The 25,318-nt window shown below is 39.7% G+C and carries 21 protein-coding genes; 10 read left to right on the top strand and 11 right to left on the bottom strand.

What is annotated here, in order from left to right:
- Positions 1–212 precede the first annotated feature (212 nt).
- Together mlc and OCV27_RS10135 are read left to right on the top strand one after the other, a co-directional pair.
- A complete protein-coding gene (gene mlc, locus OCV27_RS10140) occupies positions 213–1,430 on the top strand; it encodes a sugar metabolism global transcriptional regulator Mlc (protein WP_125322787.1) in 1,218 nt (405 codons plus the stop codon).
- A 125-nt stretch (positions 1,431–1,555) separates the two neighbouring features.
- Complete coding sequence (locus OCV27_RS10135) at positions 1,556–2,503, top strand: chemotaxis protein CheV (protein ID WP_125322788.1); 948 nt, start codon at positions 1,556–1,558, stop codon at positions 2,501–2,503.
- A 43-nt stretch (positions 2,504–2,546) separates the two neighbouring features.
- Here the strand turns inward: OCV27_RS10135 and OCV27_RS10130 are convergent, their stop codons facing one another.
- On the bottom strand, positions 2,547–4,412 hold the full coding sequence (locus OCV27_RS10130) for a glycosyl hydrolase family 18 protein (protein WP_125322789.1): 1,866 nt from the start codon (positions 4,410–4,412) through the stop codon (positions 2,547–2,549).
- Positions 4,413–4,789: 377 nt separating this feature from the next.
- A complete protein-coding gene (locus OCV27_RS10125; RefSeq protein WP_125322790.1) occupies positions 4,790–5,533 on the bottom strand; it encodes a YciK family oxidoreductase in 744 nt (247 codons plus the stop codon).
- An 89-nt stretch (positions 5,534–5,622) separates the two neighbouring features.
- Between OCV27_RS10125 and sohB the strand changes: the two genes are divergently transcribed.
- Together sohB and OCV27_RS10115 are read left to right on the top strand one after the other, a co-directional pair.
- A complete protein-coding gene (gene sohB, locus OCV27_RS10120) occupies positions 5,623–6,684 on the top strand; it encodes a protease SohB (RefSeq protein ID WP_125322791.1) in 1,062 nt (353 codons plus the stop codon).
- A gap of 258 nt (positions 6,685–6,942) precedes the next feature.
- The gene (locus OCV27_RS10115) at positions 6,943–8,016 is read left to right on the top strand and encodes a protein kinase domain-containing protein (RefSeq protein WP_125322792.1); all 1,074 of its coding nucleotides are present in this window, start codon (positions 6,943–6,945) and stop codon (positions 8,014–8,016) included.
- A gap of 139 nt (positions 8,017–8,155) precedes the next feature.
- On the opposite strand, the gene OCV27_RS10110 is transcribed toward OCV27_RS10115, so the two are convergent.
- Both OCV27_RS10110 and rrtA read right to left on the bottom strand, forming a co-directional pair.
- Complete coding sequence (locus OCV27_RS10110; protein ID WP_125322793.1) at positions 8,156–9,478, bottom strand: DEAD/DEAH box helicase; 1,323 nt, start codon at positions 9,476–9,478, stop codon at positions 8,156–8,158.
- 104 nt (positions 9,479–9,582) lie between these two features.
- Positions 9,583–10,146, bottom strand: a complete 564-nt coding sequence (gene rrtA / locus OCV27_RS10105) for a rhombosortase (protein ID WP_125322794.1) — start codon at positions 10,144–10,146, stop codon at positions 9,583–9,585.
- 3 nt (positions 10,147–10,149) lie between these two features.
- Between rrtA and OCV27_RS10100 the strand changes: the two genes are divergently transcribed.
- Both OCV27_RS10100 and OCV27_RS10095 read left to right on the top strand, forming a co-directional pair.
- On the top strand, positions 10,150–10,755 hold the full coding sequence (locus tag OCV27_RS10100; RefSeq protein ID WP_125322795.1) for a tRNA-uridine aminocarboxypropyltransferase: 606 nt from the start codon (positions 10,150–10,152) through the stop codon (positions 10,753–10,755).
- Positions 10,756–11,210: 455 nt separating this feature from the next.
- Positions 11,211–12,224 carry an adenosine deaminase gene (locus OCV27_RS10095; protein ID WP_337969057.1) on the top strand — a complete coding sequence of 338 codons (1,014 nt, stop codon included), beginning with the start codon at positions 11,211–11,213 and terminating at the stop codon, positions 12,222–12,224.
- On the opposite strand, the gene OCV27_RS10090 is transcribed toward OCV27_RS10095, so the two are convergent.
- From OCV27_RS10090 to OCV27_RS10070, 5 genes are all read right to left on the bottom strand, one after another.
- Positions 12,216–13,532 carry an anti-phage deoxyguanosine triphosphatase gene (locus tag OCV27_RS10090; protein WP_125321667.1) on the bottom strand — a complete coding sequence of 439 codons (1,317 nt, stop codon included), beginning with the start codon at positions 13,530–13,532 and terminating at the stop codon, positions 12,216–12,218. The two genes, OCV27_RS10095 and OCV27_RS10090, sit on opposite strands and share 9 nt — an antisense overlap.
- 97 nt (positions 13,533–13,629) lie before the next feature.
- A complete protein-coding gene (locus OCV27_RS10085; RefSeq protein ID WP_125321665.1) occupies positions 13,630–14,301 on the bottom strand; it encodes a polyphosphate polymerase domain-containing protein in 672 nt (223 codons plus the stop codon).
- Positions 14,298–16,919 carry a CotH kinase family protein gene (locus OCV27_RS10080; RefSeq protein ID WP_125321663.1) on the bottom strand — a complete coding sequence of 874 codons (2,622 nt, stop codon included), beginning with the start codon at positions 16,917–16,919 and terminating at the stop codon, positions 14,298–14,300. Before OCV27_RS10080 ends, OCV27_RS10085 begins: the two co-directional genes overlap by 4 nt.
- A 2-nt stretch (positions 16,920–16,921) precedes the next feature.
- Positions 16,922–17,644 (bottom strand): DUF4956 domain-containing protein, encoded by a 723-nt coding sequence (locus OCV27_RS10075; RefSeq protein WP_125321661.1) that lies wholly within the window; start codon positions 17,642–17,644, stop codon positions 16,922–16,924.
- Positions 17,645–17,969: 325 nt separating this feature from the next.
- Complete coding sequence (locus OCV27_RS10070; protein ID WP_125321659.1) at positions 17,970–18,659, bottom strand: substrate-binding periplasmic protein; 690 nt, start codon at positions 18,657–18,659, stop codon at positions 17,970–17,972.
- A 271-nt stretch (positions 18,660–18,930) separates the two neighbouring features.
- Here OCV27_RS10070 and OCV27_RS10065 point away from each other — a divergent pair, with 271 nt between their 5' ends.
- The 4 genes from OCV27_RS10065 (at position 18,931) to OCV27_RS10050 (ending at position 23,242) form a co-directional block, all read left to right on the top strand.
- Positions 18,931–20,043, top strand: a complete 1,113-nt coding sequence (locus tag OCV27_RS10065; RefSeq protein ID WP_125321657.1) for a porin family protein — start codon at positions 18,931–18,933, stop codon at positions 20,041–20,043.
- A gap of 9 nt (positions 20,044–20,052) precedes the next feature.
- Positions 20,053–20,463 carry a type 2 periplasmic-binding domain-containing protein gene (locus tag OCV27_RS10060; protein WP_125321655.1) on the top strand — a complete coding sequence of 137 codons (411 nt, stop codon included), beginning with the start codon at positions 20,053–20,055 and terminating at the stop codon, positions 20,461–20,463.
- Between the two features lie 92 nt (positions 20,464–20,555).
- Positions 20,556–22,169, top strand: a complete 1,614-nt coding sequence (locus tag OCV27_RS10055) for a methyl-accepting chemotaxis protein (protein WP_125321653.1) — start codon at positions 20,556–20,558, stop codon at positions 22,167–22,169.
- 5 nt (positions 22,170–22,174) lie between these two features.
- The gene (locus tag OCV27_RS10050; protein ID WP_148100995.1) at positions 22,175–23,242 is read left to right on the top strand and encodes a hypothetical protein; all 1,068 of its coding nucleotides are present in this window, start codon (positions 22,175–22,177) and stop codon (positions 23,240–23,242) included.
- 9 nt (positions 23,243–23,251) lie between these two features.
- Here OCV27_RS10050 and yfbR read toward each other — a convergent pair whose 3' ends face one another.
- Together yfbR and OCV27_RS10040 are read right to left on the bottom strand one after the other, a co-directional pair.
- A complete protein-coding gene (gene yfbR / locus OCV27_RS10045; protein ID WP_245986743.1) occupies positions 23,252–23,845 on the bottom strand; it encodes a 5'-deoxynucleotidase in 594 nt (197 codons plus the stop codon).
- Positions 23,846–23,963: 118 nt separating this feature from the next.
- Complete coding sequence (locus OCV27_RS10040) at positions 23,964–25,178, bottom strand: pyridoxal phosphate-dependent aminotransferase (protein WP_125321649.1); 1,215 nt, start codon at positions 25,176–25,178, stop codon at positions 23,964–23,966.
- Between the last annotated feature and the right edge of the window lie 140 nt (positions 25,179–25,318).

Below are 25,318 nucleotides of genomic sequence, written 5' to 3'. Positions count from 1 at the left end.
ATGAGATATTTAGGGATAATAATCTTCTTAGATACACATATTTATTGATGCAAAAGAATAGAGTGTCAAATGTTGGATTTGTTTAGTAATTTGATGAAACGCTCAAACAACCATCTTTATACGTGATGCTTGTCACGGCAATTTATCAAAGTACTTCACAATTACTTCGCAAAGTAAAAAAATTGCGATGTTGTTGATATTCGGAGCATGCTATGTACATGGCTCAACCAGGTCATATTGACCATATTAAGCAGGTCAATGCTGGCCGAGTATATAAACTCATCGATCAAAAAGGGCCAATTTCTAGAATAGATTTGTCCAAAGAGAGTAAATTAGCCCCTGCCAGCATTACTAAAATCACTCGAGAATTAATTGAAGCTCACTTAATTCATGAAACGACAGTTCAAGAAGCTATAAGCCGTGGACGCCCTGCTGTTGGATTACAAGTCAACAATAAAGATTGGCAATTTTTGTCTATGCGTCTTGGTCGTGGTTATCTAACCATCGCTTTACATGAACTAGGCGGTGAAGTACTTATCGATACCAAAATTGATATTCATGAAATTGACCAGGAGGATGTGTTAGCCCGTCTATTGCATGAAATTGAGGAGTTTTTTCAGAGCTATTCTGATCAGCTTGGCCGTGTAACTAGTATTGCACTTACTTTGCCCGGTTTAGTCAATTCAGATCAAGGTATTGTATTGCAAATGCCTCATTATAATGTCGAAAATCTTGCTCTTGGCCCCGAGATCTTTAAAGCAACGGGATTACCTGTTTTTATTGCTAATGATACTCGTGCATGGGCGTTGGCTGAGAGATTATTTGGTCACTCGCAGGAAAACGAAAACTCTGTACTTATCTCAATTCATCATGGGCTTGGAGCAGGTATCATCCTCGATGGGCGTGTTCTTCTTGGACGACACGGTAATATAGGGGAGCTAGGGCATATCCAAATTGATCCCAATGGCAAGCCTTGTCATTGTGGCAACCGAGGGTGCTTAGAGACAGTGGCAAGTTCTCAAGCAATTCGTGATGAAGTATCTGAACGCTTAGCTAATGGTGAGCCTTCCATTTTATCTAGTATCGATGAAATTTCTGTTGAAGATATTTGTGAGGCAGCAGCGAACGGTGATAATTTGGCCATTGAGGTGATAGAAAAGCTTGGTAGTTATTTAGGGGCAGCTATATCGATTGTGATTAATTTGTTCAATCCGGAAAAAATCTTGATAGGTGGGGCAATAAATCAAGCTAAAAGTGTACTATACCCTGCGATTCAGCGCTGTATCAAAGAGCAAAGTCTGCCTGCGTATCAGCGGGGTTTACAAGTGGTCGAGTCTCGTTTCTACAAACAAGCTACTATGCCAGGAGCTGCTCTAATTAAACAAGCACTTTATGATGGTTTATTATTAATGAAAGTTATTGAAGGTTAACTATTGTTATTATTGACTTTTGTACTTTTCATTCACCCGTATAACATTTAAGTTGTATGGGTTTATTTTAGTTTAGTCCAGCTTTAGTCTATTTTTGATATATTACATAGTAGTTGAGAAGTCGTATGTCTGGAGTTTTAAATAGCGTTGATCAGCGAACCAATTTGGTTGGTGAAAACCGACTCGAGCTACTGCTATTTAGTCTAAACAGTCGGCAGATCTTTGCGATCAACGTTTTTAAAGTTCGTGAAGTGATTAAGGTACCACCACTGACCAAGATGCCTGGTTGCCACCATCATATTACCGGCGTAGCCTCTCTACGCGGGACTTCTGTGCCTGTCATTGACCTTCGCGGAGCAATTGGGTTTCCTCCTCCTTGTGAAGACGATATCGAACACAACTTAATCATTACTGAATATAACAGGTCGATACAGGGCTTTTTAGTTGGGCAAGTGCGTAATATCGTTAACACTACTTGGGCTGAGATTCAGCCACCCCCTAAATCTGCAGGTCGTGCCCATTACTTAACGGCCATTACTCATGTGAAAGAGAATGATCAGCTGTCAATAGTAGAAATTATAGATGTCGAAAAAGTTTTGGCAGAGATTATCGAGTATGACGTATCTATATCAGATGGTGTGCTTGATGAAGATCTCTCTGCTCAAATGGTGGGTAGGAACGTTCTGATAGTGGATGACTCTTCGACAGCACGCTCTCAGGTCAGAGGATGTTTGTCTCAATTAGGACTCAATATTCTAGAGTGTTGCGATGGGCTAGAAGCATTGAAACTACTTAAGCAGTGGACCGAAGAAGGTAAGGATGTTCCACGTGAGCTGCTTTTAATGATCACCGACGCTGAAATGCCTGAAATGGATGGTTATAAACTCACGTACGAGATTCGGAATGATCCCAAGCTCAAGGATCTTTACGTCACATTGAACACATCTCTTAGTGGTAGCTTTAATGATGCAATGGTCAAGAAGGTGGGCTGTGATCGGTTTATATCCAAGTTTCAGCCGGACTTACTCGTTCAAGTAGCGCAGGATAGGCTTCGAGATGTATTGTCGAGCTAAGAAGCGTGAAGGCACTCTTGTGAGTGCCTTAGAAGGCCTACAATTACAGATTCATTAATTTAAGTGTACGCTCGATAAGTTTCTTCCCGACTTCAGTGCGATTAAATGCCGCTCTTGCCTCATCACTAGGGTTATTGCTTTGTGCTTTGAGTGAATTATAGTCAGTATGTTTGTATAATTCGGGCTGTTCTATTCGAAGTTCTTCATATTCCTGGGCAATTTCGGACATGGCTCTACTCATACTAGCCACGTTATACAAGCCTTTGAAAGTCGTTTGACTTAGTTTATCGTCATTATGATTTGTTGCGAACTTGTGCAGGTCTCGAATCATTTCATACTGTTTTGTAGTGAACTCAATGCTTGAAAATGCCTTTATCGCGATTGTAGCTCCCGTTTCTTCGCCTGTTGTTGGTATGGTACCTTTGAAGTCAGCATAAAGCTCTTTTGCCTTCATCGCACTGTCTAAATTAACCCATGTGCGATAAGCTAGCTTATCTAGGAATTGATTTACTGCCTTGATACGAGCTACTGCTGCTGGTGGTTCTGTATTTAAATATGTTAGTTGATGACATATATTATCGTCCAAGCTACCGCAGCTGTTAAACAGAGGTTCCATCGTAAAGAAATATGCTCTTGGCTCATAACCCAGACCCTCTCTTGCAGCATTGAGTAATAATTGGTTGCCATCATTATTTTTGTGATGGGTAAACAGCCCCCCTAAGTTTTTATTATTTGCATACCGGGCTTTTACAAATACCGTGCGTGGTGTTTCTATTGATAAAAATCTACGATTCTTTGAATCATAAACATAATCCACATTGTCTTCCTCTATAGTAACAAGAGAGAAACCAAGGTCTTCTTTTGCTTTTAGTCCTTCTGTGCCACTGACACTAAAAATAGTGGAGTATGGGTTGTGGGGTATCACCTTGTTAACTTGTTTATTCTTAGGGTTCGTTTTTTTTATACTGGATTGCTTAGTCGTTGAGTTTGATTGGTCTTTACCCTTAAATAGAGACTGAGCGTTACGCACTTCGTTGGAATAGCCAAGTCGTAACTGCTTAGAATCAAACTGCATGTCTTCGATTAAAAATTCCAATGATTTGTCCGTTGACCAAGCATCATCTTGAGATTCATAAAGGTTTGAGTGGTGCGTAATAGGTTTCGCTGTTGGGCTAAACTTTTGGCGTGGATTGATATATAGGTTACTAATTGGTCGACACGGGTTTAGAGGATCGACTAAATGGTGAAGAGCTTTTGCTTCGCCAACATTTTTGGGCGCATTTACGGTAATGCTAATTTCTTCCCTGTCCAGATTATCTCCCAGCTTATCGAAAAACTGCTTATATCTAGTCATTTCATTTTTAATATCTTGGACTTTCAAATCAAAATTAATTTCATGAATAAAATCATAACCTTTAACGACTTCTATGACCAAATCATGATCAACAGGTTTTTTTTGAGAATTTACGATGAGGTCGGGCGCATGCGCATCAAGCGCAATGGTAATACCTATTGATGTACCTTTTGTTTTATGGACTTCTTCTAAGCGTTTCATGATCCCTTTTTCCTTATCGACCTCTTGTGAGTGTCTAGATAATGATTCACGCTCGGATATTCCCTGCAAAAATCTGCCCTCAAGGGGAAGATTAGCTTTAGATTCAGTCTCATGTATGAAAGTGTCTATAGATACCAAGATAGCATCATACTTTGAGAGTTCATCCAATTGTTCTGGTGAATACTTTTTTGCTCCAGATAAGTATGCTGTTACTAGTGGTAGTTCAGTATTTCTATGGTAAAGATTTGAGTACTTTGATGGTGTACTGCTTGAGTCTTTAGCATCCGTTGCCATTAATTGTGCGCTAAGCACTAACCCAATCGCCATTGTGATGATAGAGGCTGTTTTATTCATAAGTCTTATCTACTGGTTGTGTGTTACTGTTTTCACAATTTACTGAAAACAGGTTTTGATACCTGTCTTAATTAGGTAAACAGCGAGGATTTTTCAGCGTTGAGGAGAAATTAAAATGGGTTTCTCATGAGCTAGAAGACAAGATTGAGTCAGTTCATTGTTAGGATTGTCAGGTTTATGTGATAAGCCGATAAATATAAAAAAGTATTATTAATATGGTCTTAGTTAACAAGGATATTTCTAGATATCGTCATAATGCCTATTGAGAGGGTAGTGTATTTAATTAAATTTTGTTTGTTTTTAATCGGCAAGAGACAAGGTAAGTAAACGGATAAAAACGCCTTGTTTCTTAACAAGGCATTGAATAGAAGAAGGATTTATTTTTTTGGCTGGGCGTCAATACATTGACCACTGACACCTTGGCTTTGATTCGACATTAAATAGAGATATAAAGGCATAATCTCTAAAGGTGTTTTGAGTAAGTCAGTATCCTCAGCTGGGTAAGCTTTCGCACGCATTGCTGTTCTTGTGCCACCGGGGTTGATAGCATTAACACGGATATGAGAGTCGCTGAGTTCATCAGCTAAGATTTGCATCATACCTTCAGTTGCAAACTTTGACATTGAATATGTTCCCCAAAAAGCGCGTCCGCTATGACCTACAGTTGAAGATGTAAAAATAAGACTCGCGGCAGTGGATTTATGCAGCAGTGGCAGTATGGCTTGAGTCATTAAAAATTGCGCTTTGACATTTACCTGCATCACATCATCAAATGTATCTTCACTAATTTGATTGAATGGACTTAACACACCTAACAAACTGGCATTATGTAAAACACCATCGAGGCGACCGAATTGACTGCCAATCGTATCGGCCATATCAAGGTAGTTTTGTTTAGATGCTCCCTTCATATCCAGCGGTATAATGGCTGGCTGAGGAAAGCCTTGTGCTTCAATTTCATCGTAGGTCTGTTCGAGTTTTTTTACTGTACGGCCTAGTAATATGACAGTGGCGCCATGTTGAGCATATGACAGAGCGGCTTGTTTTCCTATACCGTCACCAGCGCCTGTTACAAGTATGACTTTGTTATGTAAAGCATCAGGGGCAATAGAATAATTCACGTCATATGTCCTTAATTGTTACGTTCTGCTTTATGAATCAGTAGGATGATGGTTACAATACACCAATTCGCATCTTAGGGGATATTACATTGGAATTTTTGTTGGACTATGGGCTGTTTTTGGCCAAGATTGTAACCGTGGTCGTTGCAGTAATTGCACTTTTAGTGGTTGCTAAAGCCGTAAGCGGAAAGGGCGGTGCGGCAAAAGGTGAATTAGAGGTCACCAATTTGACTGAACAGCACAAAGAAACAGTCGAGCAGCTTGAGCATCACTTGCATGACACGGCATTTATTAAAGCGCGCGACAGGGCAGAAAAGAAGCAAGAAAAGGAAAAGCTCAAAGCCCGGGAAAAGGAAATTAAGCAAGCGTCGAAAGAAGGGGATCTTGATGGAAAAAGAGAGCCTCATTTGTTTGTTATTGACTTTAAAGGGAGCATTGATGCTAAAGAAGTTACTTCGTTGCGTGAAGAAGTGACGGCAATTCTTTCAGTCGCTAACCAAGGCGATGAAGTCTTGCTACGCTTAGAGTCAGGTGGCGGTATGGTGCATGGTTACGGATTGGCTTCTTCTCAGTTGGATCGTATTAAAGCTGCTCAATTGCCCTTAACTATCGCGGTTGATAAAGTGGCCGCCAGTGGTGGCTACATGATGGCTTGTATTGCTGATAAGCTTGTTTCTGCTCCTTTTGCAATCGTTGGTTCAATTGGAGTGATAGCGCAGCTACCAAATTTCAGCAAGCTATTGAAAAAGCATGATATTGAATATGAGCAACTGACTGCTGGGGAATATAAGCGTACGCTAACTATGTTTGGTGAAAACACAGATAAAGCTCGTGATAAATTTAAGCAAGAGTTGGAAGATACTCATGATTTGTTTAAAGACTTTATTCGTGAGCGTCGTCCGTCTTTGGAGCTTGAAAAAGTGGCAACAGGCGAGCACTGGTTTGGTATTCGAGCACACGAATTGGGGCTTGTTGATGAGGTGCGTACTTCAGACGATTTGGTTGTAGCAGCATGTAAAGACAAAACCGTGTTATCTATTCGCTACGTAGAGAAGAAAAAGTTCACATCAAAGCTGGCAGGTATAGCGGGAGAAGCGGCTGATAATGTTTTGTTGAAGCTTATTGATCGAGGCCAACGTCCAGTAGTATAGACTTTCTGTATTTTGTAATGATTTAAACGAGATTACTTAGAATTATTATATCAATAATTCTAGTCAACCTTACACATGAGACTCGCATCGTGAAACCTCAATAAAAATACCGCCTTATTGGCGGTATTTTCGTATATAAATAATAATCTTGAATCTATAAACCCATAGCTAATCATAATTTATCACATCAATTCATATTGAACCAATCAATAATGATATTACTATCACTTGAGGTTTTTTCATTTGGTGGGGTTGAGTATGATTTTTAATGTAGTGGGTTTGGCAAAAAAAAGTCAGTTCGAAGATGATGTCAAGCTTTTAAAGTCGGATTTTGCTGAAAGTTTTGTCAGTGCTTCAACCATCACTGATGAAAATAAGCTTAATAGGGTCAGCAAAAATAAGCGCCTTCTTAAAAACATTCGCTCTTTTTTATCTTTATCAAAAATAAAGAAATCCAGTACTGTTAAAGCTAAGCCAATTATTAAAGAGGGTTTATCTTTCTCAGAGCTAAGGAAGCATCAGAAGCCTACAAATGGTCGAGATCCTAAAGATCTTCCCTATAAATTTGGAGGAGTTAATAAATCTGTAAACAAAGAGTATGGCTATTTGAGGGCAAAAACCAAAGTTGGGGAAAAAGATTTTATTACGGAGAAGGACTTGTATGAATACTCTACTCAAAAAGGACGAGAAGCTCTTGCAGAAATCACCTCATTACAGAGGCCTGTGAACGGTTCATCAAAAGAGTATGCTCAATTTGATGTTTACGACACAGATATCGTCAAATCTAATGAACTAGATGACTACTTACGCGAAAATTCTGACTCTATTAATATTGAAGACAAAAAGCGTCTAGCCAAGGAACTAATTAATCATCTCGAGACTATGTATACTCATAAGGTATCTCATGGTGATCTACATATGAATAACATCATTATTCGCCAAATCAAATTTAAGGAATGTATGCAGTTTATTGATTTTGGAAAAGCAAAGTTTGGAGACAAAGGAACATTTGAGAAACATAAGTTTGACGACATCAAGTACTTATTTTGTAAAGTAGGGGAGACTCCACAAGAGACAAAGGCGAGAAACTACTTTTTACCAGCGTTTTCACCACTTTTATCTAGCTTAGAAAAAAAGCGTACAAAGCATTACCCTTTACATAAGATCATTAAGCTTAATAGCTCAACTAAAAGTGTTGCTCCATATCTAGAGCAAATTGGAAATACTTTGATTAAAGATCTAGGTGACCAAACCAAAGACGTAAAAACAAGCTTTTCGATAGCCCAGGAGGCAGTACTTAAGTTGATTGCTGTTGTTGATCTTAATGGATGATACATTGATTTTAAACATTATCTGAGACTTCAAATATTTCTATAGTTCTAACTTTGGGGATTTTTTGGGGGGGCAGCAAAACCCTAAAGAACTTTGCTGCTGATATAGAAAAGATATCTTATTGGATGTTTGATTAAGCCTATGAGATTGCACCTTTACTACTGCGATTTTGTTGTTTATTGTTCGCGTAATGCCGCTTGTTTTTACCAGCAGGTTTATGACCACGAGCATTCTCACCAGAGCGCTGACCATCAAGGTGACCGACTTTAGGTTTTTTAGGCTTTTTAGGTTTGATCGGGCGAGTGTTTAACTTGGATTCTGGAAGCGCGTTAACAGGTTTAAAACCCTCTAGCTCAAAACGAGGTAATAGCTGCTGAATTAGCCTTTCGATGGCGAATAATTCACTTGCTTCTGCTGCTTCTACTAAAGAAATGGCTTTGCCTACCTCTCCGGCACGACCAGTACGCCCAATCCGATGAACATAATCTTCAGCAACATTTGGCAGTTCGAAGTTAACGACCTGTGGTAGTTGAGGAATATCAATACCACGCGCTGCAATATCGGTTGCGACTAACACACGTACATCACCAGATTTAAAATCTGCTAATGCTTTAGTTCGAGCATTTTGGCTTTTATTACCGTGGATGGGCGCAGCAGTGATGCCTTGGCTATTGAGATAATGAGATAAGTGGTTCGCACCATGTTTAGTCCGACAGAAAACCAGTACCTGTTTCCAATCACCATCCTGAATTAACTTTGACAACATTGGCGCTTTTTTACGTTTGTCTGTTGGGTAAATAGATTGCTCAATTGTCGTCGCTGTAGAGTTTGCAGGAGTAACGGAGACTTCTATAGGGTCATTAACTAAGCCTTTAGCTAGCTTACGAATTTCATCAGAGAAAGTGGCAGAGAAAAGTAGGTTTTGACGTTTCTTCGGTAGTAATTCTAGTATTTTGCGAATATCACGAATAAATCCCATGTCTAGCATGCGGTCTGCTTCGTCTAAAACTAGCACTTCCAGTTGTGAAAACTGAACTGCATTTTGTTGATACAAATCGAGTAAACGGCCAGGAGTAGCAACAAGGATGTCAGTACCTTTGCGCAGCTTCATCATTTGTGGATTGATTTTGACGCCACCAAAAACCACATTAGAAGTTAAACGTTGGTAACGGCTGTATTTGGAAATATTTTCTTGCACCTGAGCGGCGAGTTCACGCGTGGGCGTTAGTACTAGTGCTCTTACATTATTGGGTTTGACTCTTGAACCATTATCGAGAAGTTCAAGAATAGGTAAGGTAAAACCTGCGGTTTTTCCTGTTCCCGTTTGCGCTGCAGCCATAACGTCCTTGCCTGATAAGACGGCAGGAATAGCTTGTTCTTGGATTGGTGATGGTTTGTCATAACCTTGGTCACCAATGGCTTTAAGAATTGGAGCAGAAAGCCCTAAAGCGGTAAAACCCATAAAATTTTCTCTGTATCAGGTTGAGCTGAGCGCTCACGCAGCTATAACATGCTGCCAAAGGGCGACATTGTGAGCCCTTTACATGGGAACATCAATAAAAATTATCATTTAGGGTGTTTTAGAGTGGCAAGTAGTTGTTTGTTATTTGAAGCCAGCGCAAAGCTCAGCCCTGTCAATACACCAAAGAGATGTGACTCTACCGCGACAGCGGCATTGATTAATTCACTTGTGGATTGAGCGGCACCCATGGTCATTTCCCAGCCGACTTTGAATAAAACGCCTATAACTAATAGCCAGCTACTTTTTCGACCACGTAAAGACTCATTGAGTGCATAGTAAGCAAAGATACCATGTAGTGTTCCGGATAAGCCGACATAACTGCTCATAGCAGTTGTTAAGTTAAGGATGCCAACTGATATACTGACAAGCAACAAAACACAGAGGAGTGAGCTAGGTTTAGGCTTATACAAGTATGTGATGATCCAAAGGCCAAGAATGTTCATGGCTAAATGAATCAAGTTGGTGTGGGTAAAGTTTCCTGTTAGGATTCTCCACCATTGGCCTTGATAGATAAGTTTATGCTGCCAATATGTAAAGCTTGCTAAAGGCTCAAACTGTACACTTAAGCAAACTAAGCTAATTGCAACTAATAGAAGAAATAAACGCACTCTATGTCTCGATATTGTTTAAAATGTGGTAAATCAACCAAGGCTTGTATCTGTCAGTGGATATATAGCCTAGCATCTAGTGTAGACCTCATCATTTTACAACATCCTACTGAAGCTAAGAAGCCCATGGGTACAGCAAAGATCCTCAAGCTTTCATTAGCAAGTAGTTATTTATTCCAAGGCGAAGATTTCACTCAGCATGAAGAATTGAATTGTTTACTCTCAGATGCTGAATGTCAGCATTTTATTCTCTATCCAAGTGATTTGTCTGTGAGTGTTTCTCAAGTTCGGCAGGCTATAGACTATCAGAGGAAAGTTCGTATTATTCTACTTGATGGAACTTGGAAAAAAGCCTACAAGATCTGGCAGCTTTCGAAGAATTTAAAAGGTGTGCCAATGATTCATTTACCCAAGGATTTAAAGGGCAACTATCGAATCCGTAAGGCGCCCAGCGACAATAGCTTGTCTACAGTAGAAGCAGGTTATCATATCCTATCTTTGCTTGAACCCGAGTGTGATTTTTCTGCACTACTTGATACCTTTAACCGTATGATTGATTTTCAAATTAAGCATATGCCTCCGGGAACATTTGAAAAAAACCATTCATAACTCACAAAGCTATTATTTTTGTAATTCGATATCAAAAATCATAGCTTCCATGCTGAATTATTAAGTATTTGGCTATGTATCTGACTCTGGCATATAGACAAACTCTTATCGCAAATATATAGATTTTACTTTTGTCCCCTTTTAACATCGAATTTGGTTCCATGCACAGGCCGTTAAACAACTTCCTCATATATTTTAACTTTATCAATACTCATTAATGTGCATATTTCTGCTAAAGTTATTAATAACTTATACAGGTATATAGTTAGTCAATTGAATTTATGTAGTAGTTGCTTGATAGCAGTCTTGGCTTTTTATGGAGTAGATGCCTGAATGTACAGCTAAGAGGTGTCGTCTTGGAGAGTTAATTATCGTGCGCTTTTTCTTTGTTCGTTTGATTTTTTTTTGAAAAAAAGCGTTACCCAGCTCCCCATAAATGAAATGGAGACAAACGCATGGATCAAAACACATTTATACGTCAGTTACCTAAGGTTGAATTGCATATGCATATTGAAGGCTCCCTTGAGCCTGAGATGATGTTTGAGCTAGCCAAGCGTAATAAAATCCCCTTACCCTTTAAAACTCCTCAAGATGTCAAAGCGGCTTATCAATTTACCAACCTCCAATCATTTCTGGATATTTATTATCAGGGTGCAAATGTCTTGATTCATGAACAAGATTTTTATGATTTAACATGGGCATACTTATGCCGTTGCCAGCAAGATAATGTGATTCATACAGAGATTTTTTTCGATCCACAGACTCATACTGAGCGAGGTGTTTCCTTTGATACTGTGATTAACGGTATCTATCGTGCTCTTGAAGATGGAAAAGAAAAAATGGGTATCAGCAGTCGCATTATCATGTGTTTTTTGCGTCATCTAGATCAGAAAAGTGCCTTTTTGACCTTAGAGCAGGCAATGGCACATAAAGATAAGATTGTTGCTGTAGGGCTAGATTCTTCAGAAGTTGGTCATCCGCCAGAAAAGTTTACTCAAGTGTTTACTAAAGCGATCGAAGCGGGTTTTTTAACTGTAGCTCATGCGGGAGAAGAAGGGTCAGTGGACAACATTTACAACAGTATTGAACTACTTCAAACTTCACGAATTGATCATGGTGTTCGCTGTTCTGATGATAGCCACCTAGTTAGTTTACTGGCTGAATCTCGTATGCCTTTAACTGTGTGCCCTTTGTCTAATGTAAAACTGAAAGTATTTGAAGATATGAAACTGCATAATGTGGTTGATTTATTAAAGAAAAAACTTTGTGTTACCATTAACTCTGACGATCCTGCTTATTTTGGAGGTTATATGACGGATAACTTTCTTGCAGTAGCGCAAAATCATAGTTTGACTGACAAAGAGCTGGTCCAGTTTACTCAAAACGCTATAGAAGCCAGCTTTACCAGTAACAATGAAAAACATCACATGCAGCGTATATTAGATCAATTTTCTAGCCGATCAATATGATGAAAATAGTTGCTGATGAAGCCTTTGAGCGTGTCCATCGGTCATTGAAGATATGTGGTCGGTGATCACTCTAAAGCTATCACTATCGTTTTGGGTTTGTTGCCATGCATGGCGAATCGTAATCGGAAGTAGTCTTTGAGGATCAGCACTGAGTGCTTCAAAAATATCCATGATAATTTGTTGCCCCTTATATTCTGCAACTTGTACTTGTGGAACTTGAATCACATATTCACTGACAAAATATTTGAGTATCTGCAAAGCTATGGCCATTTCTGGTTTTAGGTAAGCATTAAATGCCAATAAATCGCTAGTAAAACCTGCATCAACAGGCTTAATTGAAATGCTGGTTAGTAGCGCATTAACTATGCCACCAATGGCATCTTTTCTCTGGTGGTGTGTGCCTGAAAATAACATACCTGTAATGGAGGCTATATGTTCTTCGAACCATGGCTCACCGCATTGTGAAAGCGGCTTTTGGGCGCCTTCCGCCCACTGAGCTTGAGTGACTTTTCCTAGAACAATGGCATCCTCAAGATCATGCACACCATAAGCGATATCATCAGCTAGCTCCATGATAGAGCAATCTACAGACTTAAAGCAGGTTTTTTTGTGTTGATGGGCGTCCGTTTGTCCTGATTGTGTTTGACCGAAGAGTTTTTTATCTGCTTTTGTTAATGGTGCTAACACCCAATCAAATAGAGGCTGATCACAGTCATAAATACCTTTTGCCGGTAGCCATAGTTTTGCTTTGAGTTGCCTTTGATGTGAAACACTTTCTGGCATGTGGTTTGAACAAGTTTCACTGAGTAACGCTGGATACTTAATGAGCCCCAGCAGTGAACGGCGAGTTAAATTCATCCCGAAGTGTTCAGTGTAAGGTTCAAGTTTGGTGACGATACGAAATGTTTGTGCATTCCCTTCAAATCTACCATGCTTTCTCATCATATAATTTAAAGCAACTTCACCGCCATGCCCGTATGGAGGGTGGCCGATATCATGAGCAAGGCAAAGTGAATCGATGAGGCTATCGCTTGGAAGTAGGTCGCGAAACTCGGGTTGTTTTTTCTTTATTTGTGCGACGATTCCAGTACCTAGCTGCGCGGCTTCTAATGAGTGAGTGAGCCGTGTTCTATGAAAATCGTCAAAGCTATTACCATGCACTTGTGTTTTAGCCTGTAAACGTCTAAATGCTGCAGAATGGAGTATTCTTGCTCGATCACGTTGATAAGGTGTTCGGTGATCATCACGACGGATTTTATGCTCATCATCATGTCGTTCATGCCATAAGCTACTGATTTGGAATGTCATAGATATCTTCTCAAGCGTTTTATGATACCGTACACAAATATTCGAAAAACTACAAAGGTCAACTTGGTCTTAATTTGATGATTGCTAAATTACTCTCCTAATACCACATAAGTTGCCGAATGCCATTGACGTACTTTGAATGTCTTGATGGACGTAGCGGGCAAGTTGCTACCAAGCTCGATAAGGCATTTTCATGTTCAGCATCAGTTTTTATTTCTAATAATACGTAGTCACCCAAGGACTTACCCTTATCGATGTTGATTTGGTCAGAATACCTTTGGTCAAAACATTGTATATCATCGTCAAAAGTGGCACGAATATGACCATTCGCTGAAATCAAATACCGTCGCCGATAACGGGAAATCAATACAGGTACACTCTCGCATTCCCAACAAACTTGAGCAGCTAAAGGAAGTTGTTGGCGACAGGTATCTAGTAGGCCGCGCCAAGAGTTATGATCAAGCCAATCAATATTTAAGGGGTGTATATTTTTAGAACCTTTCCCACCGCGACGATACTTAAATTCCAGTCTACTCTCTTTGGGGTTAGCCAGATCACCATACCAACGAATTCGAGTTTTTCTACGCTGGGTGATGCCACTCAAATTCTCTTCAAAACGCCTGAAATTTGGGCTGTCAAGATACAGGCTATTGACATGTCTATCGGGGTGGTGAGTTTTAAACTGGTTTGGATGAAGCATGAGCCAGTTTTCTACCATATTAAGGCGATTAAGTGGAATAGGTACTTTGATTTCAAATCGTTTACTCATAAAGGCTTATCCGACTTCATAACTGTGTTATAGAGTTTTCCAACATCAAGCGCCTGACTTGCTATGGAGACGCCATTGACACTAAGAACACTACCCATCTCTGAGACAATCTTTGCTTCGCATCCAGAGCATTGGAATTTCAATGCTTGTAGAGTCGCTGAGCCAAATAGGGGCTTTTTGGTATAGCTCATTAAAGCATAATGACTGACATCTTCTGCAGTAATGGACTCTGCTTCTACTTTCGATGCATCTTTAGCCACTAGACCAAAGTTAACTCGAGTGAATGTAATATCCTTTAAGCGCATTTGGCTTTCTTCACCAACAGAAACGGCCTTATCTCGAATATCAGAAAAGCTGATATCCGTTACATCAAGGTTAGAGCCACTTACATCCAACCCATCTCCACCTGAACGCTTACCTATGTTTGCAAACTCACTATCGTAGATTTTCCCTATGCAATAATCACAGTCAAATGCATCAGACAACGCTTCTTTAATCGACAGGTTTGAGATATCGACATCACTGTTGACGATGTTGAGTGCATCTTCAGAAACGTTGTCAGTTATAAAAAGGCCTTGAATGGACAATTTTCCACCGACAAGATAAGTAGCTCCTCTTGGTTGCCATAGCCCTAGCTCAGGTCTACCAGCGTAGGATATATGCAAGTTGCGGATAGTTGAGCGCGTATTAGGGCTTGCGTTAAATAAGCTGATTCCAGACCAATTTGGTATCTGACCTCGTCGAGTTAGCTTCACCGGCTTGGCTTGCGTGCCTTCAACTTCTAATTGTCCGAATACCATAATGCCAGCGTCTTTACTAAATTGAATATTGACGCCTTTCTCTAGGTATAAAGTCCAATTTTCTGGTGTTACAAGGTAGTCATTAATGACCCAGTTACCAGCAGGAATACGCCAAGAGTTATCTTCTTGCTTAATAAAGTCATACTTGGTGACCTTGTTGCTATTTGAAGGTCTTGGAAGGAAGCTCATTGGTTCAATGTTGCGCTTAAACTGATAGTTTCCCATTGACTGCCCAGCAGTAGAAGCACGCAGTTCAACGGTTTTAATGTGCTGTGGCAGAGTGACAGAAAAGCTTTCTCCAGGTGCTATTTCTAATGGAAAAGAGTAGTTGGCCTCTTCAAGGTTTGATCGCTCATTGAAGTCTGTCCAACCTATGAGGCCCAGAATACGCAGTGGCTTTCTTTCAGGGTTGTTAATAATGAGCTGGTTTTCTGGCGCAGTGTCATAGTGACTGGTTAGATCCCACAGCGGTAAGGATTCCATTGAGTCCATTTGTTGGTGTAGATTTTGGCTGAGGTTGGACATATTACTACAAGAATCTTCTTTATAATTGGATTGTAAGCACACCATTTGTGCTTGCAAATTATCGGGATTAAATGGTGTTGTGAGAGGCAATCCACTATGCAATGTTTTTAAAATTGGAGTTTGTACTATTTTGAGGTGTTGCTGAAGGCTATCGTTCGACAGTAGCTGTTTAAGTTTGTCGAGAGAATAATCATAATGCCTTCGGACTTCTTTATCTTCAAGCATCTGTTTACTAAGCAAGAAAAAATGACTTGGTGATTTCATCATTAGAGAATGCTTAGCGGGTGATACGTTGACGTCACTTTGGATCGGCTCAAGCTTTGCTGTATGGGGGTTGTAATACCAGCGCCAATTGTTCCAAGCTAGCCCATGCCAAGCGCCCCATGTATCAATGACCGCGAGGTATTGCCCCAGTCGTTGAGTATCAAACACGTCACTAGCACTGAATTTTCCGTTGATAAAACCTTCGATTAGCGACAGCGCGATTTGTCGTTGATAACCGAGGGCTGTGCTACTAAGAATGGTATTTCGTTGCAGAACTCTGGGTTTAAATATCCGGTGTACTTTTCCGTCAGTATCTTTTTGCTCTGCTAAATCGAGACGAACGATTAATCCTTCTGTTCGTTTGTTGATAGCGAGTAAGTCTTGTCCAAAGCCTTGCTCATGGTACATCACCCCCCATTCTTCGCCATTAACAATAACATTCACAGGAGTATAGCGTGGTGAAATAATATCAAAACCAGCCAGCTTCATTGTCTCATCAAAGAGGGAAGGGCCATGGTTAATTCGCACATGTGGGCTAATCAGCGCAAAGCGTCGAGAAGAAAAAAGAGCCTGTTTATTAGCAATTTTAAATTTAAGAGACCAGCGGTTTACGCCATTGATATGATCGAGTAAATCACCCTGTAATCGCACTTTTGCATCGAGAACTTTGTTATCGGAATAGATCCTTGCTTTGACTTCCGAACGTATAGCAGGAATAAACCCTTGGCTAAAAGCAGCTTCTCTATCTTTAATCAAAAGTGACCAATTAGGGTAAGTGATATCAACTCGAACGGTTGGAAGGTGATGGTTCGCAGTCGCTAAATTGATTGGGGCTTTTGCCATATCCGTAGCGAATTGTATTAACTTTTCCTTGGGGTCTTCTGATAATGCTGTGTATCCACGTTGCAGTAGAAAAACTTTAATGCTGTCTAATGATGGGGTAATGAGAGCAAAGACCAATAACAACCCTAGTGCAATAGCTAACCATTCTTTTGGTTTTAAGGCTGTAGGACCGTGTGTCAATTTCATTACTACACTCCGGAAATATTATGCTGCTCAAGCATAGAGACTTGTATACCAGGGAACTGTTGCCTAAGTTGAGAAAGCATGTCATCAAGGTGCTGAGATTGATAGGCAGTAATGAAGAAGGTCGCGCTGAACATATCGTCTTGTGTATCAAACCTTCTAAGATCTAGTCCGTTCCCTTTGCTAGATAATAGCTCTTTAAGTTGAGTGATCGGAACATTCTGAGCCTCTGAAGCATTGTATTGGAGCGATAGGAATAGTCCCTGTTCTTCGGAAATCTTAGACTGATGACGTTTGGCAATCGTGACAAGCAGTAAAGTGATGATACAAGCAATAACAGCTGCTAATGTTTGACCTGCGCCCAGTGCTACGGCTACACCTATGTTCAGAAAAAGATAAACCAACTCTTCAGGTTCTTTTATCGGTGTTCTAAATCGTACAATAGAGAGTGCCCCAACAAGACCAAGAGCCAGAGCTAAAGAAGCTTTTACAACAGTGATTATTAATATCACAGTCAACATGAGTAGAGGAAATAGTCGAGAAAAGTCCTGTCTATTACAAAAAGCTGAAGCATACCGTCTAAAGTGGTAACCGATTAGTGATGCAAGGGCAAAACCTAAGATCAGGTTAATCAGTAGTGAGCCCAACTGCACACTTGCATAAGGGAAAAACATATTTCGTACATCTTTAGGAAGAAATCCTAGCAAGAGTGGATCGATTGAATCCATATTACCCCCAAAAAAAGTTGCGCTCTAGTGGTATCTCATGACAAGAAATTGTTAGATACTTGAGCCTTGTGAAATGACACGGAGTTGAATGTTTAACAAGCTGTGGTTTATAAGATACATCAGAGGCTTGCGACATTGATAAACATAGACAGTGTTATAGCTGCTTGTAAAACACCAAATGAAAGTTGTCTTAAATAATCTTGTATAGGTTAAATAACAGGCTGAAAAATATGAAAATGAGAGAATTAAAAACAACAAGGTCTGTTTGATCCCAGATGGTCAGAAAACTGCCAGTAGTAAGAAAATATCAGTAAACCTACTAACACTAATTTTGCGGTGATTTTGACTTAATATAAGCTTTTGCAGAAGCCTCTAGTCTTGGAAGTAAGTGGGAGTTTGAGACGTGTATATAATGGTATAAGTTACCTCGCGCAATCATAGGGCTGACCACTTTTATTTGGGGAAATTGCTCTTTTATGAATAAATATGAGACCTCAGGAGCTAACCAGAGTTTGACTCTTCCTTCTCTGAGCATCAGTGCTGCTTGTTTGGCTTTATGAACTAAGTAGAGATGCTTATAGTCTTCTAATACCTTGGTATATCGGGTGCCATGGAATGAAACAATGGTCTCATCTTTGGCTTCATCTAAGCTGTTGTAAAATTTATCTTCAATAGAAAAAAGATAAACATCAAAACTTGCGAGAGGAACATTGACTTTTATGAGCTCTTTTCTCTCTTCTAGCCTAGATACTCGCATATCAAGCGCATCGTTACGGCCTTCTATAACAGATTGAATCGCTCTTTCGTTTGGTAAGTAAGTAAACTTGGCTTCAAGGCCGGCACTCTTGTAAATAGCTTTGAGATCATTTTCCACTTGTATGCCATATTTAGATGTCTGATCTTGATCGCGATATATATTGCCAATAGCAACCTTAATTAACTCTTTTTCTTCGCTAACTACTGAAAATGGGCATATTAATATGGAGAAAAGAACGAAACTTAGCAAATGATTCATGGCGGCCTCCAAGTAATACCTATCTTAAAACTATAGATCAGACAATTAGACTTATTATCCTGCCAATAAAAAAGTTCTGTTTTATTTTTCAGGTACTCTAAATTATTAAAGAACCTCCATTCAATTGAGTAGAAAGGTAAAATTCAAATCCAATCTATTTTTTTGGTTAGCGAATGGTGTTTTTTTAGACTATGTTGGAAAAGATTGATGTGTTTTTTCGATATTGTTTCATTGAATCATTCCACATGTCGATAACCAAAGGATGGAAAAAATGGAAAAGCTAGGAAATATGAATAAATTAACCTTAGCGCTAAGCACTGTGTGTATTCTTTACCCAGCTACAGTATTTGCTGAGATTGATTGGAGAGGATATGCAACCATAGCTGCGGGTAAAACTTTTGATGGTGGTACGTCATACGATACGTTGACTGATGAGCTCGAAATGGACAACTTATCTGTGGTAGGTTTGCAAGGCTCTTCAGATTTATCAGATGGTTTAAGTGCAACTGTTCAGCTTGTGGCAAGAGGAAAGAATGATTTTGACCCTGAATTTGAATGGGCTTACGTCAAGTATCAAATTAACGACAATGCAGATGTTAAAGTCGGACGCCTAAGAGCACCTTTTTACTTTTATTCTGAATACTTAGACGTAAGCTATGCGTACAGTTGGATTTCACCACCAATAGAGGTGTATGCTGCCAATGTGACTAACTATGATGGTATCAACTTCTACTACACCAATAATTTTAACTCTTTTGATTATGCGATTTATTTAGGTTCAGGGAAGCGAGAGGTAACATTGAGTGCAGGTACTTTATCAGGTAACTATGACATCATTTCTAACTTTGATCTTAACTATGGGGATATCAAAACCAAGTTAATTTTTTCACAGTTTGACATAACACTCGTCAACTCAAATCTAGATACCATTCAGAATAATTCCCCAGATTTACCCAATGCTTTCTTACCTAAAGACATGGGTGGACATATTGCGGGTGTTGCGGGGTATTATGATCCTGGCAGCTACTACTTTGGGGTTGAATACGCAGAGGTCAGATTCGATGATGATGTTATATCGATTGCTGAAGACGATCGCTTCTTGACAACTATTGGGTATAGATACAATGAATACACCCTTCACTATTCCTATTCAAGCTCGGAAAAATCTAATGATTTAGATAAAATATCCACGTCTGATCCCCGTTACAGTGGTGCAAAAACTGTCGCTGATGGTGTATTGACAGAGGATAAAACCCATATTGTAGGGCTTCGTTATGATTTCCACCCAAATGCAGCGCTGAAATTTGAGTATGGCTTTACCGATGATGACTACATCGATCAAGATACTCAGTTTTTTAGAACTGGCGTCAGCATAATATTTTAAGGGGGTCACATGAAAACAGTACTTACTTTATTAGTGTCGTTGCTTTTTTCAGCTCAGGCATTGTCAGCAGTCGCCGTGATTGTTAACAAATCGAGTACCGCAACGTTAGATAAAAAACAAATTTCGCGTATTTATTTAAACTTGGATAAGAAGCTACCTGATGGTAAGCCGGTTATTCCTATTGCTCACTCGTCGTCTAGTGCATTAGCGGGTGAATTCAACCAAAACGTTGTCGGAAAATCAAGCTCACAATATAAAGCATATTGGTCTAAGCTTATATTCACGGGGAAAGGAACACCTCCAAAAGAAGTTGATAGTGATAGTGAGGTACTCCAATTAATAGCAAATAACCCCGACTTAATTGGCTACATCGATAAAGGCAGCGTGAACGATTCTGTTAAAGTTATTGGTGAGTTTTAAGTATATAACGTCAAAGTTGTTGGTGAATTTTAAATATTAAGAGGCTTAACAGTGTCTTTGAGTAAGCCTCTTATCTGGTGTTTGGAGTCACTATGAAGTCAATGTACCTTTCTATACGAATGAAAATTCATTCGATCACAGCTATTGCGCTTTGCGCTTTCCTATCTATTGGTTATCTGAACATTAGCTCAATTTCTTCAAATACCGTATTTCTTGATAAGCTGACTGGGCAGCAATTTTCTAATACTATTGCGGCTGAGCTTTCAAGTGTTGCTATTAAAGGTGTAGAAGATCTTTTCACCCAAAGTGTCACCTTTGGAGATGAAGATATCTTGCAAGATGCTCGCGCAAGTGCTGATGCCTTAGCACAAAAGCTCAATTTATTACTGACAAGCTCTGACACGGTTGAGCAAGTAGTGCTTGATGATTTAAGTGAATATGTTCGCTTATCTGAAATGGTATCACAGGCTATGTTGGGTGGAGATTTTGAAGGTGGATTTGAAGCACTAAGTCAAGCGGCAAACCAAAAGAGCACTATTTACGAAAAGTTAGTTGCTGAAATTGATGTAGTCGTTGAACAGGAACGAAATAAGTTAAACCAGCTGGCAATTGAAAGCAATAATGCTCTAGAAAATCAGTTAAAAATCATCTTGGCGATATCGTCTATCTCGGTGTTATTGGTTGTTGTCATTGCCCAATTGATAGCTAGAAATGTGACTGTCTCTATTTTAAATATATCTGATAACTTGGCCAAGTTAAGCCAAGGTCGAGGTGATTTGACTTATCGCCTGAAACCAAGGAGCAATGACGAAACAGGTCAGCTTGCTCGCAATTTTAATGCTTTTATAGCTAATCTTGAGAAGTCGGTTGCTGCCGTTGTAGCGGTTTGTAACCCTATGCTTAATATTTCAGACAAACTTAAAGTCAGTACTTCCAGCTCTAGTAATGCTATGGAGGATTTGAATAATCTATCCACGGAGCTTGTTGATGAAATGTCAGCGTTAGCGCAAAGTGTTGAACATGTGGCCACATCAACAACCGAAACATCCGATTTGATTATTGAGGCTGAGCAAGAATTGAGCTCTTGTGAAGAGAAAATGAATCGCTCAGTAACGCAGTCTGAACAGCTACAAGAGGATATGCAAAATACTTTCTCTGTTATTCAAAATCTGGCGGCTGATACTGAAAATGTGACCAGCATTTTAAGTGTTATTAATGATATTGCAGATCAGACAAATTTACTTGCCCTCAATGCGGCAATTGAGGCTGCCCGTGCCGGTGAGCAAGGCCGTGGTTTTGCGGTGGTAGCCGAAGAAGTAAGGGAGCTTGCTTCAAGAACAGTGAATTCGACTGAGCAAATAAACTCTTTATTGAGCAATTTAATTGAGTCAGTTCAAAGTGCCAACAGCGTACTTGAAACCTCGAAAGACAGAGCGCAGTCCAATGCTGAAATGGTTTCTAAAGCTGGAGAGTCACTACAATTGATTTCTCAACAAGTGAAAGACATTCAGGCTCAAAGTGCGTCAATTAAGTCGGCGACAGACGAACAAATGCGCGCAACCGAAAAAGTGAAATTGAATACAGTCAACTCGCGAGGATCTATAGGCACAACCCTGGATACAGTCGGAAAAGTAGGTGATCTATCTGTTGAGTTAGCGGACTTATCTTCCAGTTTGTCACAAGCGATTAGTCAATTTTCTAAATAATGATTATGCCGAGATTGCGATCGATGCTATTGCGTTTTCTGCTTGCTGGATATGTAGCTCTCACAACACTACCTAGTTACGGGCTTGATGCGACATTTAGTGGTAATGTTTTTTATGCGCCTGTCGATGAAACTTATATTAAAGGCGGGGGGATTGGTGATTCATACGTAAAATTCACGATCGATGAATCATGGCAGGACGTGTACTTCCATACCAGCTTTTTATCGAGGCTATATGAAAATGATATAGGGGTGTCAGAGCTTTATGCAGCCAAGTCTTCAGAGTCGTTGGGTTGGTTTGCATTAGGGCGGCTGCACATCTTTAATGAAAATGTCTATAATGCCATGAATTACCCTTGGTTATCTTTACAAAGAGAAGTTACCCCTCTAAATGTTACTTCCTATGATGGTTTTCAGTGGCGCTATGACTGGGATAAACACCACCTTCGTGTAGTTTCTGGACGTTCAAGTAATAATGACTTTGGGGCCAATACTCTCGATATGTACATTCCGTATGGCGCTGAATTTCGCAGTAAATGGAAATATTTCTCAACTATACTGAGTTTTGCCGAAACTAGAGTAGATCTCACAAGTACAACCCTGAGTAATATTCAAGGAAGCTTAGTTGGCCTTCCTAATACTGTCGAGCTTAAAGATAAAGTATCTTACTATTATAACGCTGTACTCAATGTGCCAATTAGACCGTTTATATTTTCATTTAAATACACGGTAAATGATTATAAGGAGGATTTGTACACGGTTTTTGATGGCTACAGGCTAAGAATGCACGCAGCGTTTAGGCCCTCTAAAACATGGGTTCTTTACTACACGTATGGAGAAAGCGAAGCGCAGAATGATTTTAGTGCTATTTCTAGTCAGCAGCCTAATACAGGCGCTTTACTTTCAAAGTCTCTTAATGAAAATCAGTTTCAGTCCCACCATATTGGCTTTGTGAAAAATTTATCAAAAAATGTAAAGCTCAAACTGCATACGGGGCTAGCAAAAAACAATTACTCCAGTGAGATTGAGCGATTTGTGTTATTTGGCTTTAGCTTTAATACTAAAAGCCTGTAACCGACACTCTTAACCAGAGATATTATCAAATGTGGTAGTGCAGCTATCACAGAAAATATCCATAAAGTCTTTGACTTCAGGCATGGTTGAAATCAACTGCTCGATACGTGGTTCTAGTCCTTCTTTAACATGCAAAAATTCATTATTGTTAAATCTAAGCTCATTTAAGGTTTTTATATAAGCGGCAAGGATATCTGCAGCTTTGACAATGGCCTTATAATCCGCATCTACATTTTTTTGTACTAACAAATTTGAGAATTCATCACGCAAATCGGTAGGTAGTGTATCTAGGCACTCTTGTTCAGCAATATCTTCAAGTTTCTTAAAGGCTGCGGTGAACTCGGGGCTATGGTACTTAGTTTTTGAATTCATATCCTGAAGTTTAGTTTCAGAAATTTCGTGGTAAATGGCTACAACAGCAGCTTTTTCTGGGTTTAAATTACCATTGTAGCGTTTGTTTTTGATCACAGTGAGAAGGTGAGCAATAACGGATACTTGGTGAGAGTGCTCAGAAACATTTTCTGTTTGAAAGCAATGCATTAAAGCCCAGCGCTTAATTAAGGGCATGCGGGTTACCCATGCCATAAAAGTACTTTGTTTCACAACGTTTCCTTATAAATCTTGGTTTTAGATAAGTGTAAGTCATTTTATTTGCCTAATTTATATCAACCAGAAGAGCACTGATGTAGTACCCTTTACTTGGTTGATTAGGCCTGTTAGATCACTGGCTATAAGTTGTTAGGAAGCGTTCAAAGCGTCCTATTGCCATTTCTAATTCTTCTACATGCGGTAAGGTTACGATACGAAAATGATCAGGTTCTGGCCAGTTGAACCCTGAACCTTGAACTAGGAGTACTTTTTCCTGAATCAGAAAATCGAGAACCATTTGTTGGTCGTTTTTGATGTTATACATCTTAGTATCAATTTTGGGAAACAAATACATTGCACCTTTGGGCTTAACGCACGATATACCAGGTATTTGATTGATTAGTTCATAGGCGCGATCACGTTGCTCCAACAATCGACCTCCGGGAAGAATCAATTCGTTGATACTTTGATATCCACCTAGTGCAGTCTGGATTGCATGTTGCATGGGAACATTTGCACATAAGCGCATAGACGCTAGCATATCGAGACCATTGATGTAGCCTTGCGCAAGATGTTTTGGCCCTGTCAGGAACATCCAGCCGCCACGGAAACCGCATACACGGTATGCTTTGGATAATCCATTGAAAGTGACTACGAGAAGATCTTCGGTGAGAGTTGCAACAGAGGTATGAGTTGCGCCATCGTAAAGGACTTTATCGTATATCTCATCAGCAAAGATGATCAGTTTATGCTGGCGCGCAATTTCTATCACTTCCAGTAAAAAATCGCGGCTATACACAGCACCAGTTGGGTTGTTCGGGTTGATTAATACTATACCACGCGTCTTTGGTGTGATCTTTTTACGGATGTCTTCCAAATCTGGATACCAGTCGGACTGCTCGTCACAACGATAATGTACGGCGTTACCGCCAGAGAGAGCTACAGAAGCCGTCCAAAGTGGATAATCTGGCGCTGGGACTAACATTTCATCGCCGTTATCAAGTAATGCTTGCATAGCCATCACTATAAGTTCAGAAACGCCATTGCCAATATAAACGTCCTCTACATCCAGAGAGTGGATACCTTTACGCTGATAATATTGCACCACGGCTTTGCGTGCTGAATATATACCCTTAGAATCACAATAGCCCTGGGATGTCGGTAAATTACGAATGACATCAACCAAAATTTCGTCAGGTGCATCAAAGCCAAAGGGAGCTGGGTTGCCAATATTAAGCTTTAGTATTTTATGCCCTTCTTCTTCCATTCGCTTAGCATGTTTGAGTACTGGTCCCCTAATGTCATAGCAGACATTATCGAGTTTTGACGACATCTCGATATCTTGCATTGTATACAACCTAAAATAGTTTTTATTTCTTTATTAAACTACATCAAAAACACATTTTTTAGAATAAAAAACTATCCAAATACGTCTTTTGTCATTGATAGGTACTATTTTCCAAATTTGGTATATCACGGGCTACAACA

It is taken from the genome of Vibrio pectenicida, from assembly GCA_024347015.1.
Classification (GTDB): Bacteria; Pseudomonadota; Gammaproteobacteria; order Enterobacterales; family Vibrionaceae; genus Vibrio; species Vibrio pectenicida.
This window is presented reverse-complemented; position numbering and strand designations above follow the sequence as displayed.

What these genes read in the sequence shown, in the direction of transcription:
- mlc (WP_125322787.1), top strand. Translation starts at nt 213, where the DNA reads ATGTACATGGCTCAACCAGGTCATATTGACCATATTAAGCAGGTCAAT.
- OCV27_RS10135 (WP_125322788.1), top strand. Translation starts at nt 1,556, where the DNA reads ATGTCTGGAGTTTTAAATAGCGTTGATCAGCGAACCAATTTGGTTGGT.
- OCV27_RS10130 (WP_125322789.1), bottom strand. Translation starts at nt 4,412, where the DNA reads ATGAATAAAACAGCCTCTATCATCACAATGGCGATTGGGTTAGTGCTT.
- OCV27_RS10115 (WP_125322792.1), top strand. Translation starts at nt 6,943, where the DNA reads ATGATTTTTAATGTAGTGGGTTTGGCAAAAAAAAGTCAGTTCGAAGAT.
- OCV27_RS10110 (WP_125322793.1), bottom strand. Translation starts at nt 9,478, where the DNA reads ATGGGTTTTACCGCTTTAGGGCTTTCTGCTCCAATTCTTAAAGCCATT.
- OCV27_RS10100 (WP_125322795.1), top strand. Translation starts at nt 10,150, where the DNA reads ATGTCTCGATATTGTTTAAAATGTGGTAAATCAACCAAGGCTTGTATC.
- OCV27_RS10095 (WP_337969057.1), top strand. Translation starts at nt 11,211, where the DNA reads ATGGATCAAAACACATTTATACGTCAGTTACCTAAGGTTGAATTGCAT.
- OCV27_RS10090 (WP_125321667.1), bottom strand. Translation starts at nt 13,532, where the DNA reads ATGACATTCCAAATCAGTAGCTTATGGCATGAACGACATGATGATGAG.
- OCV27_RS10085 (WP_125321665.1), bottom strand. Translation starts at nt 14,301, where the DNA reads ATGAGTAAACGATTTGAAATCAAAGTACCTATTCCACTTAATCGCCTT.
- OCV27_RS10080 (WP_125321663.1), bottom strand. Translation starts at nt 16,919, where the DNA reads ATGAAATTGACACACGGTCCTACAGCCTTAAAACCAAAAGAATGGTTA.
- OCV27_RS10075 (WP_125321661.1), bottom strand. Translation starts at nt 17,644, where the DNA reads ATGGATTCAATCGATCCACTCTTGCTAGGATTTCTTCCTAAAGATGTA.
- OCV27_RS10070 (WP_125321659.1), bottom strand. Translation starts at nt 18,659, where the DNA reads ATGAATCATTTGCTAAGTTTCGTTCTTTTCTCCATATTAATATGCCCA.
- OCV27_RS10065 (WP_125321657.1), top strand. Translation starts at nt 18,931, where the DNA reads ATGGAAAAGCTAGGAAATATGAATAAATTAACCTTAGCGCTAAGCACT.
- OCV27_RS10060 (WP_125321655.1), top strand. Translation starts at nt 20,053, where the DNA reads ATGAAAACAGTACTTACTTTATTAGTGTCGTTGCTTTTTTCAGCTCAG.
- OCV27_RS10055 (WP_125321653.1), top strand. Translation starts at nt 20,556, where the DNA reads ATGAAGTCAATGTACCTTTCTATACGAATGAAAATTCATTCGATCACA.
- OCV27_RS10050 (WP_148100995.1), top strand. Translation starts at nt 22,175, where the DNA reads ATGCCGAGATTGCGATCGATGCTATTGCGTTTTCTGCTTGCTGGATAT.
- OCV27_RS10040 (WP_125321649.1), bottom strand. Translation starts at nt 25,178, where the DNA reads ATGCAAGATATCGAGATGTCGTCAAAACTCGATAATGTCTGCTATGAC.